The sequence below is a fragment of the Budvicia aquatica DSM 5075 = ATCC 35567 genome, assembly GCF_000427805.1.
GTDB classification, from domain to species: Bacteria; Pseudomonadota; Gammaproteobacteria; order Enterobacterales; family Enterobacteriaceae; genus Budvicia; species Budvicia aquatica.
In genome coordinates, this window is record NZ_KE386592.1 from 32,334 (window position 1) to 51,274 (window position 18,941).

17 protein-coding genes are annotated in these 18,941 nt (G+C 48.6%); 8 read left to right on the forward strand and 9 right to left on the reverse strand.

Annotated elements, in window-relative coordinates; all coding sequences use genetic code 11:
* Window positions 1-103: 103 nt before the first annotated feature.
* Window positions 104-433 carry a hypothetical protein gene (locus tag YWE_RS28795; protein WP_051323597.1) on the reverse strand — a complete coding sequence of 110 codons (330 nt, stop codon included), beginning with the start codon at window positions 431-433 and terminating at the stop codon, window positions 104-106.
* A 229-nt stretch (window positions 434-662) separates the two neighbouring features.
* Here YWE_RS28795 and YWE_RS0125570 point away from each other — a divergent pair, with 229 nt between their 5' ends.
* On the forward strand, window positions 663-1,364 hold the full coding sequence (locus tag YWE_RS0125570; protein ID WP_051323598.1) for an HNH endonuclease: 702 nt from the start codon (window positions 663-665) through the stop codon (window positions 1,362-1,364).
* Window positions 1,365-1,379: 15 nt separating this feature from the next.
* On the forward strand, window positions 1,380-1,799 hold the full coding sequence (locus YWE_RS0125575) for a hypothetical protein (protein WP_029096979.1): 420 nt from the start codon (window positions 1,380-1,382) through the stop codon (window positions 1,797-1,799).
* Between the two features lie 57 nt (window positions 1,800-1,856).
* Here YWE_RS0125575 and YWE_RS0125580 read toward each other — a convergent pair whose 3' ends face one another.
* On the reverse strand, window positions 1,857-2,738 hold the full coding sequence (locus YWE_RS0125580) for a DMT family transporter (RefSeq protein ID WP_029096980.1): 882 nt from the start codon (window positions 2,736-2,738) through the stop codon (window positions 1,857-1,859).
* Between the two features lie 136 nt (window positions 2,739-2,874).
* Here YWE_RS0125580 and YWE_RS0125585 point away from each other — a divergent pair, with 136 nt between their 5' ends.
* Complete coding sequence (locus YWE_RS0125585) at window positions 2,875-3,648, forward strand: AraC family transcriptional regulator (RefSeq protein ID WP_036017165.1); 774 nt, start codon at window positions 2,875-2,877, stop codon at window positions 3,646-3,648.
* A 133-nt stretch (window positions 3,649-3,781) separates the two neighbouring features.
* On the opposite strand, the gene YWE_RS0125590 is transcribed toward YWE_RS0125585, so the two are convergent.
* Window positions 3,782-4,396, reverse strand: coding sequence for a LysE family translocator (locus YWE_RS0125590; RefSeq protein WP_029096982.1), 615 nt, complete (start codon window positions 4,394-4,396; stop codon window positions 3,782-3,784).
* A 152-nt stretch (window positions 4,397-4,548) separates the two neighbouring features.
* On the opposite strand from YWE_RS0125590, the gene YWE_RS0125595 reads away from it, so the two are divergent.
* On the forward strand, window positions 4,549-6,009 hold the full coding sequence (locus tag YWE_RS0125595; RefSeq protein WP_036017167.1) for an aminotransferase-like domain-containing protein: 1,461 nt from the start codon (window positions 4,549-4,551) through the stop codon (window positions 6,007-6,009).
* On the opposite strand, the gene kdpE is transcribed toward YWE_RS0125595, so the two are convergent.
* From kdpE to YWE_RS28800, 6 genes are read right to left on the reverse strand one after another with little or no spacing between them, the layout of a single operon-like run.
* The gene (gene kdpE, locus YWE_RS0125600) at window positions 5,999-6,688 is read right to left on the reverse strand and encodes a two-component system response regulator KdpE (protein ID WP_036017168.1); all 690 of its coding nucleotides are present in this window, start codon (window positions 6,686-6,688) and stop codon (window positions 5,999-6,001) included. The genes YWE_RS0125595 and kdpE overlap by 11 nt on opposite strands.
* On the reverse strand, window positions 6,685-9,384 hold the full coding sequence (gene kdpD, locus YWE_RS0125605; protein ID WP_029096985.1) for a two-component system sensor histidine kinase KdpD: 2,700 nt from the start codon (window positions 9,382-9,384) through the stop codon (window positions 6,685-6,687). Before kdpD ends, kdpE begins: the two co-directional genes overlap by 4 nt.
* A gap of 8 nt (window positions 9,385-9,392) precedes the next feature.
* Complete coding sequence (gene kdpC, locus YWE_RS0125610; protein WP_029096986.1) at window positions 9,393-9,971, reverse strand: potassium-transporting ATPase subunit KdpC; 579 nt, start codon at window positions 9,969-9,971, stop codon at window positions 9,393-9,395.
* 16 nt (window positions 9,972-9,987) lie between these two features.
* Complete coding sequence (gene kdpB / locus YWE_RS0125615; protein ID WP_029096987.1) at window positions 9,988-12,054, reverse strand: potassium-transporting ATPase subunit KdpB; 2,067 nt, start codon at window positions 12,052-12,054, stop codon at window positions 9,988-9,990.
* 16 nt (window positions 12,055-12,070) lie between these two features.
* A complete protein-coding gene (gene kdpA, locus YWE_RS0125620; RefSeq protein WP_029096988.1) occupies window positions 12,071-13,747 on the reverse strand; it encodes a potassium-transporting ATPase subunit KdpA in 1,677 nt (558 codons plus the stop codon).
* A complete protein-coding gene (locus tag YWE_RS28800; RefSeq protein ID WP_036017170.1) occupies window positions 13,747-13,836 on the reverse strand; it encodes a K(+)-transporting ATPase subunit F in 90 nt (29 codons plus the stop codon). The genes kdpA and YWE_RS28800 overlap by 1 nt, the downstream gene beginning before the upstream one ends.
* A 272-nt stretch (window positions 13,837-14,108) precedes the next feature.
* Between YWE_RS28800 and YWE_RS0125630 the strand changes: the two genes are divergently transcribed.
* The 4 genes from YWE_RS0125630 (at window position 14,109) to YWE_RS0125645 (ending at window position 18,906) form a co-directional block, all read left to right on the forward strand.
* Window positions 14,109-14,444, forward strand: coding sequence for a hypothetical protein (locus YWE_RS0125630; RefSeq protein ID WP_051323599.1), 336 nt, complete (start codon window positions 14,109-14,111; stop codon window positions 14,442-14,444).
* A 290-nt stretch (window positions 14,445-14,734) separates the two neighbouring features.
* Window positions 14,735-16,102, forward strand: a complete 1,368-nt coding sequence (locus tag YWE_RS0125635; RefSeq protein WP_029096990.1) for an NCS2 family permease — start codon at window positions 14,735-14,737, stop codon at window positions 16,100-16,102.
* A 322-nt stretch (window positions 16,103-16,424) separates the two neighbouring features.
* A complete protein-coding gene (locus tag YWE_RS0125640) occupies window positions 16,425-18,074 on the forward strand; it encodes a Na+/H+ antiporter (protein ID WP_029096991.1) in 1,650 nt (549 codons plus the stop codon).
* A gap of 253 nt (window positions 18,075-18,327) precedes the next feature.
* Window positions 18,328-18,906 (forward strand): hypothetical protein, encoded by a 579-nt coding sequence (locus tag YWE_RS0125645; protein ID WP_029096992.1) that lies wholly within the window; start codon window positions 18,328-18,330, stop codon window positions 18,904-18,906.
* The last annotated feature ends 35 nt before the right edge of the window (window positions 18,907-18,941 follow it).

Consider the following 18,941-nt stretch of genomic DNA (forward strand, 5'->3'; position numbering starts at 1 on the left):
CGCGATGCAACTCGAATTATTTTGGGTGTATACCTGCCGTACTTCAAGTTGCTTTCAGGTGGTCCATAATTCAATTAAGCGACCATCTGAGTACAAAAACAGATTAAAACTCGCCGGTGACATCTTGCCAACTTTTTAATATCTTCAGTTGGTGCTTTTGGTAATAGCGGGTAAATATTTTAATCACGTTATTAATATCGGCGGTGGTATAACGATAATGCGTAAAATCGTTATCAGTCATCAGGCGGGTTTCAATCATATATTGATTATCGCTGAGCGCGGCCTGTAAATAGATAGAGCCATCAATGGGCGTTTCCGGCTCAAGCACAATAAAACTATCAATATCGTCATATAACCCAATGATAGCCTGCTGTAATACCTCAAAATCTATTCCTACCTGTACCCGACCATTGATCATAATGTTGAAGTTCATAAGGTACCGGTTCTCTTGTAGGGAATTAAGGAGCAACAATTTTAAGCTAACGGAAATAATACTGCGTTCTTACCCGTAATTATAGTGATTATCACCGTCTTATCAGGTCACGGGGTAATTGAATTTGACAATTCATCACGCCTGCTGAATATTGACCCCTTTTTACGCTTAATCCTCGGAGATGGTCTTGGCATTTATTACTCAATTTAGTCAGGCACAGGAAAATGCTATGCGTTTCTCAGCTGCTTTAACGCATTCTGAGTCAGGTTTTTTTTGCCAATCTGAACACCATCAAAGCTGGTACTATTTTCCGGATGCAGACGTTTTTGCACCGGCTGAATTTATTGGATATCAGGATATTGGTGCAGACTATTGCCCGTCGGATAACATTGACGAGCTGCTCCAAATCACTGACGTTCTGAACGACTGGTTTTATCTGTTAGACCGAAATACCTCAATGTATCAGGATCTGGCTCTGCGTCTGAAGGCACTTTTGGCTCAGCCAGCCGGTCAATGGCATGATGAAACTACTGCGGATAACCTGAAAATTTATGTTCCGCTAGCGGAGTGGGTAGTCACGCACTACCCTGATGATATTACTTCTGAATATTACCGGCACAGCGGAATCAGAACGGTATTGGTTAACGGCTATGAGCGCGATCCCAAAGCCCGCGCCGCCTGCATCGAATACTATGGCTGTGCTTGCTACATCTGCCACTTTGATTTCTCTAAAGCGTATGGTGAGATTGGTCGGGAATTTATTCATGTGCATCACCTCAAAGAAGCTGCATTGATTGGTGATGAATATGAAGTAAATCCTATTGCCGATCTTCGCCCGCTATGCCCTAACTGTCACGCGATGGTTCACCGCACCAGACCTGCGATGTCGCCAGAGGCATTAAGAAGTTTGATTGATGAAAACCTAAGTTAAAGCAGGGCTAAGCTAATGATTGAGATTGAATTCGAACAGCCGACGCGTGGTATTTGCGAATGCTGTGGTAACACAACCACGCGCCTGACGCGTTTTGTTTATCAAGATGGTGATGCTTACGCGGTCTATTATGTTCAGTTAGTTGACGGACATCAGGATCACACTGCCGATGTATTAGTGAGCTTGGGTGAATGGGGTGAAGATAGTACTCCGCAACAGCGTTTAGCGTTCGCGGTGAAAATTCGCTCGGCCAATGATAACTGGCAGGTGATGGTCGTCAATCGGCAGCAATCCCCGTGGCGGGAGAGTACGTTCCTTGGTCAAATTCTTGACAGAGAACAGGCTTTAGCTCACTCATGGCTGAGTGAGGTATTTCATATTACAGACCATATTGGCGCTGATGATTCTGATTTTATTTCATTTTTTAAAAACTGAAGCTGTTTCAGGCATCAGGTGCTTCAGGGATAACCGACTTGATTATCCCGTTAATATTTAACCCTTTCTTTTTCCTATCGGCGTACGTAAACGCTGTGCCAGAATGACCCCGATTAAGGCCACGCCGCCGCCAATAATATGATAGCTGTGTAATGGCTCATGCAAAAAGGTAATGGCGATTATCGCGGTAAACAGCGGTGTCAGGTTCATAAACAGTGCGGCTTTATTGGCTCCCAGCTTCATTACGCCATGAATCCAAAAATACGGAGCCAAAACGGATGCCGGAATGCCGGCGTACAGCACCAGCGGAATATTGGTGGCGTTCAGCGCAACATCTTCGGTCATTAAAAAGTTAGGCAGCAGAACTAATGCACCAAAGAATGCCTGCATATACAGTGACTGCCAACTGGTTAGCGGAATTGCCCAGCGCTTAGTGAGTACGCCATATAGAGCATAAGAAATGGCTGCCGCCAGCATCATTAATTCGCCTTTACCAACGCCCATTTGTAATAGCTGACCGGGATTGCCGCCGCTGATTAACCACACGATGCCGCAGAAAGACAAGATACCGCCGAGAACGGTTCCCAATGTTGGCGGGGTCCGTAATACGATAATACTGATCAACACTGTCAGCAGGGGAATAAGTGAAACAAAAATCCCGATGGTCAGCGCGCTGATGGTATAGGCGGCGTAGTAAGCCAGGCTTTGGTAAAGCGCCATACCCAACACGCCAAGTACCAATAATTTCCCTAGGTTAGGATAAATATTTGCTCTGTTGCGGATCAGGCCGGGAAGAATAAAGGGGGCCATGACAGCCAGCGCCAATGCCCAGCGATAGAAGGAGATCGCCGCCGGATCGATCGCCCCGGCAGACAACTTATTCACTATCGCATTAATTGCCCAGATAATGACGGCAAACAGAGGAAAAAAAATAGCCATGAACAGAAAATTCTCATACCGCTAGAAATTAAGGGAGAGAGTGTACAGCTGTCTGGTTTGAAAGATATACTTAATATCAGACAAACGGTAACGTCTTTCAGACAATCGATCGGATTGTTCCCTTAATGAGGGCTATATGGCCACAGAACAACGCTTAGCTTCTTCCGAGTCTCACCCTGACAGCATTCTTTTTTTCCGTTGTGAAGACGTCAATGCCGATACTGAGTTTCAGCCTCATAGTCATGACTGGGGGCAGATTATTTGTGTTAAGTCAGGCGTATTTGCGCTTAACGTTGGCGGCCAGCGTTTTCTGGCACCGTCTGGATTTGCCATTTGGATTCCGGCAGGTATGGACCACTCCAGCCATAACCGCAAACCCACCAGATTTCGGTCAATTAATATAACCCAGCGTTTCTGCCGGGAAATGCCAGAACAGCCTTGCCTGCTGGACGTTAGTCCGGTTTGTAGTGCGATCGTTGAGTCCTGTTTTGAACGCAATATTATGGTGCCGAAAACCCATGCCGACCGTCGCTTATGTCGGGTATTGGTTGATCAACTTACCGCGGCTCCGGTACAGCATACTTATCTCCCTGACAGCGATGATAAGTATCTGTCGCCGATTTTGCGTGCGCTGGAGTCTACGCCATCTGATAATACGCCTTTGGCGGAATGGGCCAAAAGGGTCTACACCACGGAAAGAACGCTGGCCCGCCGTTGTCAGCAAGAGCTTGGTATGTCATTTAGTGAGTGGCGCCAGCGGTTACGGTTTCTGTATGGAATTTCGCTGCTGGAACAGGGCAAAACGGTAAATGAAGTGGCGTTAGACGTCGGTTACAGCTCTGCTTCTGCGTTTATTGCCATGTTCCAGCATATTTCCGGCACCACGCCAGAGAGATATCGCAAAGGGTAATAGCCATAATTACCGATATATTCAAAAATATTGCTCCTCGGTCGCGAGGAAAAATCAATATTCTGATGTTGATTACGCGCACCAAATTTGCACTGAATTAAACGACTTTATCAGCAAGCTAATCAGGCAATACTTAGGCTATTGCCTGAAAGGTCTGCCATTCATCCAGCAGCAGCCATCCGGCGGTTATTGCCAGCGAGCCGGCCATCAGGCCGTTAAATACTCTTAATCTCCAGCCGACCTGTAGCGTTTCCTGAAGCTTATCGCCCATCCACGCCCAAACATAGACGCAGGGGAATCCAACAATAGCAAACGCCGCCGAGATCAAAATAGCGCTATTAATAATATTGCCATCTTTAGCGGTAAACAGAATGGCTGCGTTAACCAGCATTAGCCAAGCCTTCGGGTTAACCCACTGAAATAACATTGCGCCGACCAGCGTCATTGGCGTCGCGTTCTCTCGTCCTACCGGGCTTCCCGCCAGCCATATTTTCCACGATAGCCATAGCAGGTACAGGCAGCCAAATATCGCCAGCGGCAGCCGGATAGTGGAGATATGAGTCATTATGGTACTCAGAGAAAAGGTAATGCACAGGCAGAGAACGCCACAGCCAAGACTGATCCCTATCAAGTGAGGAAGCGTGCGCTTCAAACCAAAATTTACGCCTGAAGCCGCCAGCATCAAATTATTCGGGCCGGGGGTAATACTCATCACGATGATGTAACTGATTAGCGCGATATCTGGCATAGGTGTTCCCGCATAAACTAACAAAGTATCCAATTATTTTGGCTATATATTAGGTATGAAACTTAGCAGGTAACAGATACAGAAAATAGATATTTTGATGGGTACAGTTATGCTAACGTTATCCCTTATGTTTCAAATCCGGAGGCTGGCTGATGATACCTACTGACAATGAATTTACGCTGTACCAACAGCTGGCCGACGGTTTTATTGATGCGATTCGGCGTGGTGCACTTAAGGCGGGTGACAGGTTGCCGTCGGTTCGCAAAACGGCCCAAAGCCGCCAAATCAGCATTAATACGGTATTAACCGCCTATCGTAGTCTGGAGGACTGCGGGTTTATTGAGGCGCGGCCTCAGTCCGGGTATTACGTTCGGGCCAAACTGGCCGATGTACGTAAGATTCCCATGCCGGCAACTGCGGTATCATCACCAAAAACGGAAGTTCTTGACCTTATCGATCTGGTGTTTGCTGCCCAACAAGATGCAGAATTTATTAACGTTTCACTGGCCTGCCCTCAGGGCGGAGAATTTTACCCTGAGAAAAAGCTGGCGCGTATTCTTAACCAGTTAGTTCGCCGCCAGCCGGGTATGATTGGTACCTATAGCTTACCGCCGGGCAGTATCCGTTTACGTCAACAGATTGCCCGTCGGGCATTGCTATTGGGAATGTCTATTGGTGCCGATGACGTTATTTTGACCCACGGTTGTATGGATGCGTTACAGCTTTCACTGCGTACGGTGACTAAGCCCGGCGACTGTATCGGGCTAGAATCGCCAACCTATTTTTATATGATTTCCCTGATAGCCAGCCTGGGTTTAAAGGCGATTGAAATACCGACCGATCCGCAAAAAGGCGTATCCGTCGATGCTATCGAAACCTTGCTAAAAGAGGGGAAAGTTAACGCTTTATTACTGATGCCCAGCGTACAAAATCCGCTGGGTTGCAGTATGTCGGTTGATGATAAAAAACGGTTGGCGGGGCTGGTTAATCACTATGAAATACCGCTGATTGAAGACGGCCTGTATGCAGAGTTGGTATTTAACGGCGAGTTAGCGCCTACGGTTAAATCTTTTGACCGTAACGGCTGGGTTATCTTTTGTACCAGCTTTACTAAAACGCTGGCCCCTGATTTTCGTATCGGATGGATGTCCGGCGGGCGATTCAACCAACAGCTACGGCGAATCAAATCCCTTTCATCAATGTGTGAACCTGCGGTGCTGGCAGAGACATTGGGGCTGTTTTTAGAGGCTGGTGGATACGATCAACATTTACGCACCCTGCGTAAGCGCTACGCCTTTCAGGTACAGGAAGCCCGCGCATTGATTGCCCGCTATTTTCCTGAAGGAACGCGTGCGACCCAGCCCTGTGGCGGGTTTGTGATTTGGGTCGAATTGCCCGAAGGGGTGAATGGGGTTGAGCTGTTCCATACTGCGCTGGCTGAGCGTATCAGCCTGAATCCCGGGGTGCTTTTTTCGCCGAACGGGCGATACAGTAATGCGTTTCGCTTATCCTGCTGCTACCCGTTTAATGAGCGTTATAGCTGGGCAATTAAGCGGGTCGGAGAGCTGGCGGCAGTGATGCTTAATAACCACCGGAAAAGCGTTAAATCATAAACCGATACCCGACGCCAATTTCGGTAATTAAATGCTTTGGCCGGCTAGGGTCTTGTTCCAGTTTTTGTCGCAGATGACCCATATAGATGCGCAGATAGTGGCCATGCTCGGTGCTGTTGGGGCCCCAAACGCTGTTTAATAGCTGGCGCTGGGTGAGAACTTTTCCCGGACTAGCAACCAGTTCTGTCAATAAACGGAACTCAATCGGCGTTAAATGAATGATTTCTCCATTGTCTGTCACCTGCCGGTTAATTAGATCGACGCTGATATTGCCAAAGGTGATGACCGGATCTTCCTGAGCTGAGTGTGGCCTGCGGCGCAGGGCAACCCGGACTCTGGCCATCAGTTCACTGACGCCAAAGGGTTTAACTAAATAGTCTTCGGCGCCGGCATCTAATGCGCTGACCTTGTCCTCTTCTGAGACCCTGGCCGATAGCACGATAATCGGGATGCTGCTCCACTGGCGCAGGTCGCGGATAAAATCCAGCCCGTCACCGTCAGGCAGGCCCAGATCGAGAATAATTAGATCGGGCTTACGGGTTCCCGCTTCAATCAGACCACGCTGTAGGGTTTCACTTTCAAACACCCGACAGTTTTCATGCTCTAGAGCCGCTCGTACAAAGCGGCGTATCTCTTTTTCATCTTCAACAATTAACACCACCGGGGATACTGAAATCATTGTTCTTCCATTCCGGTTATCAGCACTGGCTGAGGATCGAGTGGCAGAGTGAAATAAAAGCAGGCTCCGCCGTCAGGGCTATTTTCAGCCCGTATAGTACCATTATGTAATTGAATAATAGCCTGACAAATGGCTAATCCCAATCCGATACCATGGATAGCCGATTCTTTACTTCCCCGAGAGAACTTATCAAAGATAGCCTGTTCCTGACCATCAATAATGCCATTGCCGTTATCTCGAACTTCGACTTCAATCGACTTGCCGTCGGTATGTTGATAAGCCCGAATACTGATAGCGGCTCGTTCTCCGGCGTATTTAACCGCATTCTCCAGCAGGTTGAGAAAGACCCGCTCAATTAATGATGAGTCACAATTAATTAATGGCAGGTCCGGCGGTAAATCGATATTGACCTGATGCTGATCGAGTAAATGGTCCAGCGTGTGTAAGGCGCTGCCAACAATTTCCTCCAGCGATTGCCACTCTTTCTTCGGTGTAAAACCGCCGGACTGAATTCGCGCCATATCCAGCAAGTTATTCACCAATTGAGTTGTATTTAATACATATTGACGAATTTTCTCAGCCTGAGGGGCATGTTCTGAACCGACTGCTTTCAGGTTGAATGCCAGAATATCGGTTTGGCCGAGCAGTACGGTCAACGGCGTGCGTAGATCGTGAGACAGGGCAGCCAGCAGTGAGTTACGCAGCTGTTCTCTTTCAGCATTGAGTTTGGCGATTTCCGCCGTGCGGGTTAAGTCTAAACGCTCCAGCGCATTGGCGATCAGCACCGTATAGGTTTGTAATAGCCGCTGCTGTTCCGGGATCATCAACTGACGCAGGCTGGCGGGTTCAATTGCCAGCACGCCGAAGGTTTTGTTTTGCGTGGTTAACGGCTGAAGCTGGTAGGGTACGCTGGGTAGGGTATCCGTTCCTGAACCTGCCGGAGAGCGTTTATCAAAGCACCAGCGTGAGATGGCGCTATCTACGTTAATTACGCCATGATTATTTAAGCTGACAGGCACTAAACCACCGCTTTCATCGGGTAACAGCAGGCTATTTTTAGCGTTAAAGCTGCTGGAAATAAAATAGCTGCTGCTCTTGGCAATATCTTCAATAGTCAGGGAGCGGCTGAGCATTTTAGACATTTCATACAGATGCTGAGCGCGCTGTTCACGCGTGCGGGCCACTTTAGCCTGATAGCGGACTCCGGCAGTTAAATTACCGATGACCAGGCCGACCATCAGCATTACGCCGAAGGTGACAATATATTGCACATCGGTCACAGAGAAAGACCAGCGGGGCATAACAAAGAACAGGTCAAAGCTGGCGACGTTGAGAACCGTTGCCAATACTGACGGCCAGCGTCCATAGAACAGGGCCACCATCACTACGCCCAGCAGATAAATCATCACGATGTTGGCCAAATCGAACATCGGTAACTGCCAATATGCTAATAGCGTAATCAGCCCGCACAGCAGCAGGGCGACAAAGCAGCCTTTAATTTCCAGCCCCCACTTTTCGGCAAACGGTCGAGAGTCATTGTCTCCGATATGGCGGGGCGGCGGGGCTTCGTCTACGGCAATAATCACCAGATCGAGATCGGGGCCGAGTTTCCCCAGACGATCGGCAAAACTTGCCCGCAGCTTCCAGCGTTGCTCACTGCGGCGACCGATAATGATTTTACCTAGGTTATGTTCTCTGGCGTAACGTAGTACGGCTTGCTCTTCACAAGGGTCGGACAGGGTAGTTGTTTCCGCCCCCAGCTCTTGAGCCAGCTTTAAGGAGCGCAGAATAGCCCGCCGCTGATTTTTGGGGATCTGATGTAAGCGTGGCGTTTCGACATAGACGGCATGCCATATACATCCGAGTCGGGCTGCTAAGCGGGCCGCGGTGCGTACCAGCTTATCACTGCCACTGTGGCGTCCGATGCACAATAAAATAGCATCCCGGGTGTGCCATACGCGCTCGTTATCACCCGTTTTGCGAAACGCCTGCATCTGGTCGTCAACCCGATCGGCGGTACGCCGCAGCGCCAGCTCACGCAAAGCGATTAAATTACCTTTACGGAAAAAGTGTTCAATGGCGCGTTCAGCCTGCCCCGGTAGATAAACTTTGCCGTCGTTTAGCCGCTGGCGTAAATCGTCGGGTGGAATATCAACCAGAATAATATCGGTTGCGTCATCAAATATCCGATCGGGAATGGTTTCCCGTACCCGAATCCCGGTAATGCCACCGACAACGTCATTCAGACTCTCCAGATGTTGCACGTTGACGGTAGTAAATACATCGATTCCTGCGTTAAGCAGCTCTTCAACGTCATTCCAGCGCTTAGGGTGTCGGGAACCTTTGACATTGGTATGGGCCAGTTCATCAATCAGAATAACCGCCGGATGGCGGGCCAGCGCGGCGTCTAAATCAAACTCTCTGACATGGCGGTTTTGGATATTAATCCGTTTGAGCTGCAATATTTCCAGCCCGTCGAGCAGGGCTGCCGTTTCAGAGCGGCCGTGAGTCTCAATCACTCCGGCAACCACGTCCAGCCCCTGAGCTCTCAGCCGTTGGGCTTCTTGCAACATGGCATAGGTTTTCCCTACGCCGGCACAGGCCCCAAAGAATACTTTTAGCTTGCCGCGGGCCTCTTCAGCAACCTGAGCGAGTAGCTTATCGGGATCGGGCCGCTGAAGTTCGTTATCCGTCATAGGTATCCTTATTGTCTGGCCTGAGTTTCGATATCCAGCGCCAGATTAAGTTGCAGCACGTTAACCACCGGTTGACCAAAAACAGCAAGGGGCTCTGATGTATTGAGTTTAATCAGTTGCTTGACTCTGTCCAAGGGAATTTGGCGCGTCACAGCAATTCGCTGAGCCTGATAGTAAGCACCTTCAGGTGAAATCTGAGGGTCTAAACCACTGCCTGATGCGGTGACCAAATCAACCGGAATCAGGCCTGACTGAGCCGGATTATGCTGTTGAATTTGCAAAATATCCTGCTGTATGCGCTGTTTTAGTAATGGATTACTTCCTGCAAGGTTACTGCCACCGGAAGCCAGAGCATTATATGGCGTTTCTGCCGTTGCCGAAGGGCGACCGTGAAAGTAATCCGCGCGGGTAAAGTTCTGGCCAATAAGCGATGAGCCTATAATGTGGTTATGGTCGGTTACCAGTGAACCCTGAGACTGCGCAGGAAAGACCAACTGCGCTAGTCCGGTAACGGCCAGAGGGTAAATAATACCAGTAGCCAGCGTTAATAATATCAATAACACAAAGGCAGGGCGTAAGTAGCTCATAATGTAGATTCCCAGTTTAAGCCAGACCTAACACGGTCAGTAGCATATCGATAAGTTTAATTCCGGCAAAAGGAACGATCAGTCCGCCCAGTCCATATATCAGCAGATTACGGCGCAATAATGCGGCAGCCGACATGGCGGTATAGTTCACGCCTTTTAGCGCCAGTGGAATCAGGAATACAATAATCAACGCGTTAAATATCACCGCCGACAGAATGGCCGACGTCGGTGACGTCAGGTGCATAATGTTGAGCATGTTCAACTGTGGGTAAGTCGCTGAGAATGCCGCAGGAATAATGGCAAAATATTTGGCTACGTCGTTAGAGATACTGAATGTTGTCAGCGATCCCCGGGTCATCAGCATCTGTTTACCGATGTGTACCACTTCGATAAGTTTGGTCGGATTAGAGTCGAGGTCGACCATATTACCCGCCTCTTTTGCCGCCTGAGTACCCGAGTTCATGGCGACGGCGACGTCGGCCTGAGCCAGTGCCGGCGCATCGTTAGTACCGTCACCGGTCATGGCAACCAAACGCCCCTCTGATTGGTACTGGCGGATAAGCGCCAGTTTGGCTTCAGGGGTCGCTTCTGATAAGAAGTCATCGACACCGGCTTCTGCGGCAATTGCGCCGGCGGTTAAGTGGTTATCCCCGGTGATCATCACGGTTTTTATGCCCATGGTACGCAGTTGGGCAAAGCGTTCTTTGATTCCGCCTTTTACAATATCTTTCAGCGCGACGACGCCGAGTACCCGGTTACCCTCGGCTACCACCAGCGGTGTGCTACCGGTACGGGCTACTTGTTCCACTAATCCGTTAACTTCTGCCGGAAAGACGCCCTTATTTGATGCCATGTAGTTACGGATAGCATCGACAGCACCTTTACGGATATTGCGACCCTGAACGTTAACCCCGCTCATCCGGGTTTGGGCAGAGAAGGGAATAAAGGTCGCATCCAGAGTGCTGAGATCGCGTTCACGCAGGTTAAAACGTTGCTTAGCCAGTACCACGATGCTGCGGCCTTCCGGCGTTTCGTCAGCCAGTGAGGCTAACTGTGCGGCGTCAGCCAGCTCTTGTTCTTTTACGCCATGGGCCGGTAAAAATTCAGATGCCTGACGATTACCCAGCGTAATGGTACCCGTTTTATCCAGTAGCAGAACGTCAACGTCACCGGCGGCTTCAACGGCCCGCCCGCTGGTGGCGATCACGTTAGCCCCCAGCATCCGGCTCATGCCCGCAACGCCAATGGCTGAAAGCAGGCCGCCGATGGTGGTAGGTATCAGGCAAACCAGTAGAGCGATCAGTATTGTGATAGATACGGCAGTACCCGAACCGCTGGCCTCGACGCTGAACTGAGAGTACGGAAATATGGTGGCGGTAGCCAATAAGAACACAATAGTTAAGGCAATCAGTAAAATGGTTAAGGCCACTTCATTTGGCGTTTTGCGACGCTTTGCGCCTTCCACCATGGCGATCATTCGGTCAAGGAAGGTTTCACCCTGATTAACGGTGCTCTGGATAATTAGCCAGTCAGACAGCAGTCGAGTACCACCGGTGACGGATGAAAAGTCACCGCCGGATTCACGAATTACCGGTGCTGATTCACCGGTAATCGCGCTTTCATCAACCGATGCGCCACCTTCAATAATTTCACCGTCGCAGGGAATCATTTCACCGGCTTTTACCAGTACGATATCGCCTTTCTGTAAATTCTCTGAGCTGACTCTTTCTGACGGAGAGTCCAGACGAGGTTCTGCCAGTTTATTGGCCCAACTGGTTTTTTTGGCGCCTTTGAGGCTTTCAGCCTGTGCTTTACTGCGGCCTTCCGCCAACGCTTCGGCAAAGTTAGCGAACAGAACGGTAAACCATAGCCACAGGGCAATGTTACCGGTGAAAATAGCGCTTCCCTGCGTCTGCCCGGCTAAGATCATTAGCCAGATGATGGTAGCAATAATGCTGCCCAGATAGACCACAAACATTACCGGATTGCGCCATTGAATGCGTGGACTCAGTTTTTTAAACGCATCTTTTAGCGCAGTACGCATTAATGCAGGTTCAAATATTGCGCGTTGTTTACGAGTCATTTTGTTGTCTCTTCTATCAGAACTGGAGATGTTCAGCGATCGGACCCAGGGCCAGAGCCGGAATAAAGGTCAGCGCGCCTACCAGTAAAATTGTGCCGACTAATAGGCCGATAAACAGCGGGCCTTGAGTCGGTAAGGTTCCGTTACCCGCAGGTTGGCGTTTTTTGGCTGCCAGTCGACCGGCAATAGCCAGAACCGGAATGATTACGCCGAACCGGCCGAAGAACATCATTACTGCCAGCATTAGGTTATAGAATGGCGTATTAACGCTTAGCCCGGCGAAAGCACTTCCGTTGTTGTTGGCTGCCGATGAGAAGGCGTAGAGTACTTCGGTAAAACCGTGAGCACCCGGGTTCAGAATTCCCGCTTTTCCCGCATCGGTGACTAAAGCGATGGCCGTGCCGATTAATACCAGCGTTGGAGTAACCAGAATGGCCAGTACAGTCATTTTGATTTCATATACTTCGATTTTTTTACCCAGATATTCCGGGCTACGGCCAATCATTAATCCTGAAAGGAATACGGTCAGCAGTACGTACATCAGCATACCGTAGAGCCCTGAACCGACACCGCCGAATACCACTTCGCCGATTTGCATTAGCCACAGCGGCATCATGCCGCCCAGAGCCGTAAATGAGTCATGCATTGAGTTGACTGCGCCACAGGAAGCAGCGGTTGTGACAACGGCATATAACGAGGAAGCGATGATGCCAAAGCGCGACTCTTTACCTTCCATATTGGACTGACTGTCCAGCCCAAGTTGAGTGAAATAGTCTGGTCCGTTAAGTTCGGAATAGGTGACGATCAGCACAGCAACGATAAAGATAATCGACATTGCCCATAACAGAGCGTTGCCTTGACGGCTATCGCCAACTGCCCGGCCAAAGGCCATACACAGCGCACAAGGGATTAGAAATATGGCTAACATTTGTGCCATATTGCTCAGACCGGTAGGATTCTCAAACGGATGGGATGAGTTTGAACCGAAGAAACCACCACCATTAGTACCCAACAGCTTTATTGCTTCCTGTGAGGCTACCGGCCCCATGGGTATTATTTGCTGCGTTCCCTCAAGGGTTGTCAGGTGTAGGTAAGGACTCACATTTTGTATTACGCCCTGACTAACGAAGAACAGGGCAAAAATCAGTGACAGAGGAATAAGTATATAAAGCGTGATGCGAGTTAAATCGACCCAGGCGTTACCAATCGTTAGTGATGAATGGCGGGCGAAGGCTCTGATCAACGCAAAAACCACGGCAATACCGCTGGCGGCGGATAAGAAGTTCTGTACCGTTAACCCGGCCATCTGGCTGAAATAGCTTAACGTACTCTCGCCGCTGTATGCCTGCCAGTTGGTATTAGTAACAAAACTGACTGCGGTATTGAGGGCCAGATCCCATGACAGATTAGGCAACTGCTGCGGATTAAGCGGCAGTCCGGACTGGGTCATCAGCAAAATAAACAACAGCGCGAGACCGCATAGGTTAAATATCACGATGGCCAACGCATACTGGAGGCCGGTCATTTCCTTTTGCTTAATGGCACAACAGCGCCAGAGTTTTTTCTCTATACGCAACAGGCCATAGGCTGGCTCACCTTCGATAAGCTGAACCAATAACTTACTCAGCGGTAATGACAGAGTAAGTAGGACTGCCATAAAAACGGCAATGGTAAGAAACAGGGTCATGTTCATCAGAAATCCTCTGCGTTAAACAGGGCGTAAATTAAATAGCCGAGTAACAGAATGACGAATAACACGCCGGCGATAATGCTAAAGCTCATGATATGCCTCCGGGCAAGCTAATTTGGATGTCGCCAGATTAGGTAGTCGGGTGCAAAGATGTTGATAAAAGAGTTTATAAAGGTGTAAAAAAAGTATAAAAATGGTCAGATTTGTCCGGTATATATTGCTGTTATTGGGTATTTACCCAAACGAATTAGTTGTTATAGTAACCGGTAAAATCTTCAGGAACGAAGGGGCGTGGTAAAGCAACCTTACCGGCGCAGATACCCGATTTCGTTTTTATGCTCTCAACATATCAGGATTAAAAGGCATGGTGATCTTAAGACGAGTTTCTTGGGTATTTGGCGTTCTGTCAGTACTTGTTCCTGTCGCACTATTTTTATGGCAATGGATTCAGCATCAAAAGCTGCTTGAGTCCGGCGTTATCGTTGATGAAATTGGCTGGTCTTTGAGCGTACTCTTTGTTGATGTCTTTGCCGCGGGCGTTTTGGGGTTCTTTGCCGTTCTCTTTAATGCTATTGCGCTGTATCGGGTTCCAGCCGGAGTTGAATTTAATCCGGTGTCCCGAATTATAGAGATGGTCATACTGTCTCTGCCGGTTTTTGTCTGTTTATTCTTTTTAGGTACATTTATGATTCATGGCTAAGGGCTTTCTTAGTGATGAATAGTTAGCACCTGTGTTATTCCACTCTTCTATTTGTGCTTCGGTCGTTGTCTCGTTTTTAACGAAATGACGGCCGGAAAAATTTCACCCTAAAAGCGATTGAGTCCGGTGCCAGAATGATTAATTCTGGTTGTTATCCACCCGATTCCCTCCCGTTATTATAAAAAAATCACCAAAAACCATAATATGAGTTGAAATCAGGGTATATAAGCTCAGATAATCGTTTGCTTAACCGAATCTCACCCAAATTTTACTTCCAGAGGACATGTTATATGTCGAGTATTGACGATCAGAAAGGCAAATCTGCAGGCCAGTCCGGTGGCTTTGATCGCTATTTTAAAATTTCTGAGCGAGGCAGTAATGTCCGTCAGGAAGTATTGGCAGGACTAACCACATTTTTAGCAATGGTATATTCCATTGTTGTCGTGCCTAATATTCTTGGTCAGGCGGGATTCCCGGTTGAAACCGTATTCGTTGCGACTTGTTTAGTCGCCGGTGCCGGTTCTATCGCGATGGGCGTATGGGCCAACTTACCGATGGCGGTAGGCTGTGCGATTTCACTGACTGCGTTTACCGCTTTCAGCCTGGTGTTAGGCCAAGGGCACTCTATTCCGGTGGTTTTAGGTGCCGTATTTGTGATGGGTATTCTATTTACCCTGATTTCTGCAACCGGTATTCGGGCATGGATTCTGCGTAATATTCCGATGGGGATTGCTCACGGTACCGGTATTGGTATCGGACTGTTCCTGTTGTTGATTGCCACCAGTGGGATTGGTGCAGTAATTAAGAACCCGATGGACGGTCTGCCGGTTCAGTTTGGTGACTTTAAATCTTTCCCTGTGATGATTGCATTTGCCGGTCTGGCAGTGATTATTGGTCTGGAAAAGCTGAAAGTTCCCGGTGGTATTCTGCTGGTGATCGTTGGTATTTCTGTTCTGGGCCTGATTTTCGACCCTAATGTGACCTATAAAGGTTTAGCATCAATGCCAACGCTGGTGGCGGCAGATGGTACCTCTCTGATTTTTAGCCTGGATATTAAAGGCGCGCTGCAAATGACCGTATTGCCAAGCATTCTGGCGCTGGTTATGACGGCGGTATTTGATGCTACCGGAACCATTAGGGCAGTGGCCGGACAGGCTAATTTGTTAGATAAAGACGGCCAGATTATTAACGGCGGCCGCGCGCTGACAACGGACTCGGTAAGTAGCATTTTCTCTGGTCTGGTCGGGGCTTCCCCTGCTGCGGTGTATATTGAATCGGCAGCCGGAACCGCTGCCGGTGGTCGTACCGGGTTAACGGCGTTAGTGGTAGGCGTATTGTTCTTATCGCTGCTGTTTTTATCACCGTTAGCCAGTTTGGTGCCGGGTTATGCAACTGCTCCGGCGCTGATGTACGTGGGCTTACTGATGTTGAGTAACGTTTCTCGCTTAGATTTTGGCGATTTTGTCGATGCCATGTCCGGCCTGATTTGTGCCGTGTTTATCGTATTAACCGGCAATATCGTTACCGGCATCATGTTAGGTTTTGCCTCACTGGTTATCGGGCGTATTTGTTCCGGTGAGTGGCGTAAACTGAATATCAGTGTAGTTCTGATTAGCATCGCGCTAGTGGCCTTCTATGTTGGCGGCTGGGCTATTTAAGCCCGCTGAATAAAGAACATATCATTGGCCTTATAAAATTCACTTATAAGGCCAATGAAGCAGCTGTTTACACCTCTATATTTTCCCGCCTGCTTTCTTATTTTATGATTTCCTTCGCTATTATTTAGCTGAATAAGCCGAGCGGGACTCTTTTTCTCGCCGCTTTAATGCAGCTCGAATTATTTAGCCTATAGACGATTCGTGCTTGTTGGTTTAAAAGGCATTTTTTCCTTTTGGCTGAAAAAAGGTTAATGGTATTTTAATCTGTGTTTTTGGGTTCGGCTCTGTCTGTTAGCGCGTTGTCATCAGCGATAAGGAATTTATGGAAATCTTTTTTACTATTCTTATTTTGATTTTGGTCGTGTCACTTTCCGGCGTGGTAACCAGAATGTTGCCATTCCAAATTCCTTTACCATTGATGCAGATAGCCTGCGGAGCACTGTTGGCCTGGCCGACTTTTGGCTTACACGTTAACTTCGATCCTGAGCTGTTTTTAGTCTTGTTTATCCCGCCGCTGCTGTTTGCTGATGGCTGGAGAACGCCGATTCGCGAGTTTTTACACCACGGGCGTGAAATTCTCGGGCTGGCCTTAGTGCTGGTGTTGTTAACCGTTGTCGGTGTGGGTTATCTGATCCACTTACTCATTCCGAGTATTCCTTTAGTTGCCGCCTTTGCATTGGCTGCTGTGCTGTCTCCGACCGACGCCGTAGCCCTTGGCGGAATCGTCGGTGAGGGGAAGATCCCTAAGTCGATTATGGGCGTGCTGGAAGGTGAAGCGCTAATGAATGACGCCTCCGGTCTGGTTTCTTTGAAGCTGGCGGTGGCCGTTGCCATGGGCGTCATGGAGTTTACCGTATCGGGGGCGGCTCTGGACTTCACTATTGTCGCCATCGGTGGTGTGCTGTCGGGTATTTTGGTGACCTGGCTGTACAGTAAATCACTGCGTTTGTTAAGCCGCTGGAGCGGTGACGATCCGGCGACTCAAATTGTTCTGATGCTGTTATTACCTTTTGCCTCTTATTTGATTGCTGAACACCTTGGGGTGTCAGGCATTTTAGCCGCGGTTGCTTCAGGTATGACTATCGGCCAGTCGGGGGTCATTCGTAATGCGCCTCTGACTATGCGGCTCAGGGCGAATAGCGTCTGGGCGATGTTGGAATTTGTGTTTAACGGCATGGTCTTTATCATGCTGGGTCTGCAACTGCCGGATATCTTGTCTGCATCGATTCTTCAGGCAGAAAGTGACCCAAGCATTGAAACCTGGCATCTGTTTTTAGATATTGTCTGGATTTACGTTGCCCTGATGATTATGCGTTTTTCTTGGCTATGGCTGATGAAAACCTTAAGTAATCGCATCTTTAAGAAACATCCGTTGCTGTTCGCCACTTACACCATGCGCGATATGCTAATTGCCACCTTTGCCGGGGTGCGCGGTGCGATTACGCTGGCGGGTGTTTTATCTATTCCTTTATTGCTAAGCAGCGGTCTGCCTTTTCCGTCCCGCTATCAGTTGGTGTTTTTAGCCACCGGCGTGATTCTGTTTTCTTTGGTGGTCGGGGTTATTGCTTTACCGCTATTGCTCAGAGGGTTGGTCGTTACCGATCGTGCCAAAATTGAGGAAGAGGAGAGCATTGCTCGGGCCTCAATGGCAGAGGTAGGCATTGTCAGCCTGGAAAAACTGCGCGATCGTATTCAGGCCAGCAGTGAGGAAAACGTCGATCCTCATCTGTTAACCGAAGTTAGCTCAAGAATTATTGGCACACTGCGTAAAAGAACCTATACCAACGACGAAAAAGTTCGGGCTCTGGAAGAGGAACAGCTTGAACGTCGCTTCCGTTTGACCGCTCTGCGCGCCGAAAGAGGGGAGCTATATCACCTGCGTGCGACCCGGGCGATAAGCAATGATACCTTGCAGAAGATGCTTTACGATCTCGACCTGCTGGAGGCTTTACTGATCGACAAGCAGCACTAAGACTTTTATGTGCAGGCCCCTTATTCACCGGGGTCTGCTGGCGTGACCGCGTTTTGAACGATCGCCGTGTGCGGTGTAAGCTGAATATAGATTTAAAAACGAGGGGTTAATATTAAACAGTGATGTTAGCTTCTGGGTAAACAGTGAGTTTTGGGGGGCTTTAGAGTCTATCTTTCCACTTCACGTTGGCTTCATCGGTGCTTCATTAAACTGCGCTAGCATCTCTGTTAACTGATTTCAGACCAATGTCACTATGCTTGAGATATTAAAACCGCTTAAACATAAAGTTATCTTAGTTGCTGGGTTTATTGCTTTGGGCGATTACCTCGGTCTGGTTGAGGTGAACCTTTTTATCTTGGCCGGGCTCTATATTTTAACTGCCTATGGCGTAGTCACCTTGGTTAAGCTGTTTTTGTTTAAGCAGCAGTTATCGAAACGGCTCACCTTACTGCGCATTTTTACCACTTTTATTCTCTCTTCTATGATGATTTCTACTCTATTTGTCGATCGTATTGAGTGGAATCGTTTATACGATCTTGGCCACTCAGGCCCGATTCGCTGTGAGTTTCAAGATAGCTTTGGTTTTAGCGGCGAAGGGTATTATCGATATGTTGAGTACATTCCTTTAGGTGTCGCTGACATTGTTATTAATCAGCATATCTATAATCAGGCGTGGATGATTAAAGAGCATCGGGACAAACAGACGATAGCGGCTCAGGTGGATTGGGATAAGCAGGAACAAACGAATAGATTTAACCATGCAAGAATCAGCCGGTTAGCCTATTTGGTGATGGGGCATGGCTTAACGATGAAAGTAGGGTGTGGGCGATAAAAGCTAAGGCCTAGATAAACAAAAAGCGCCACCGG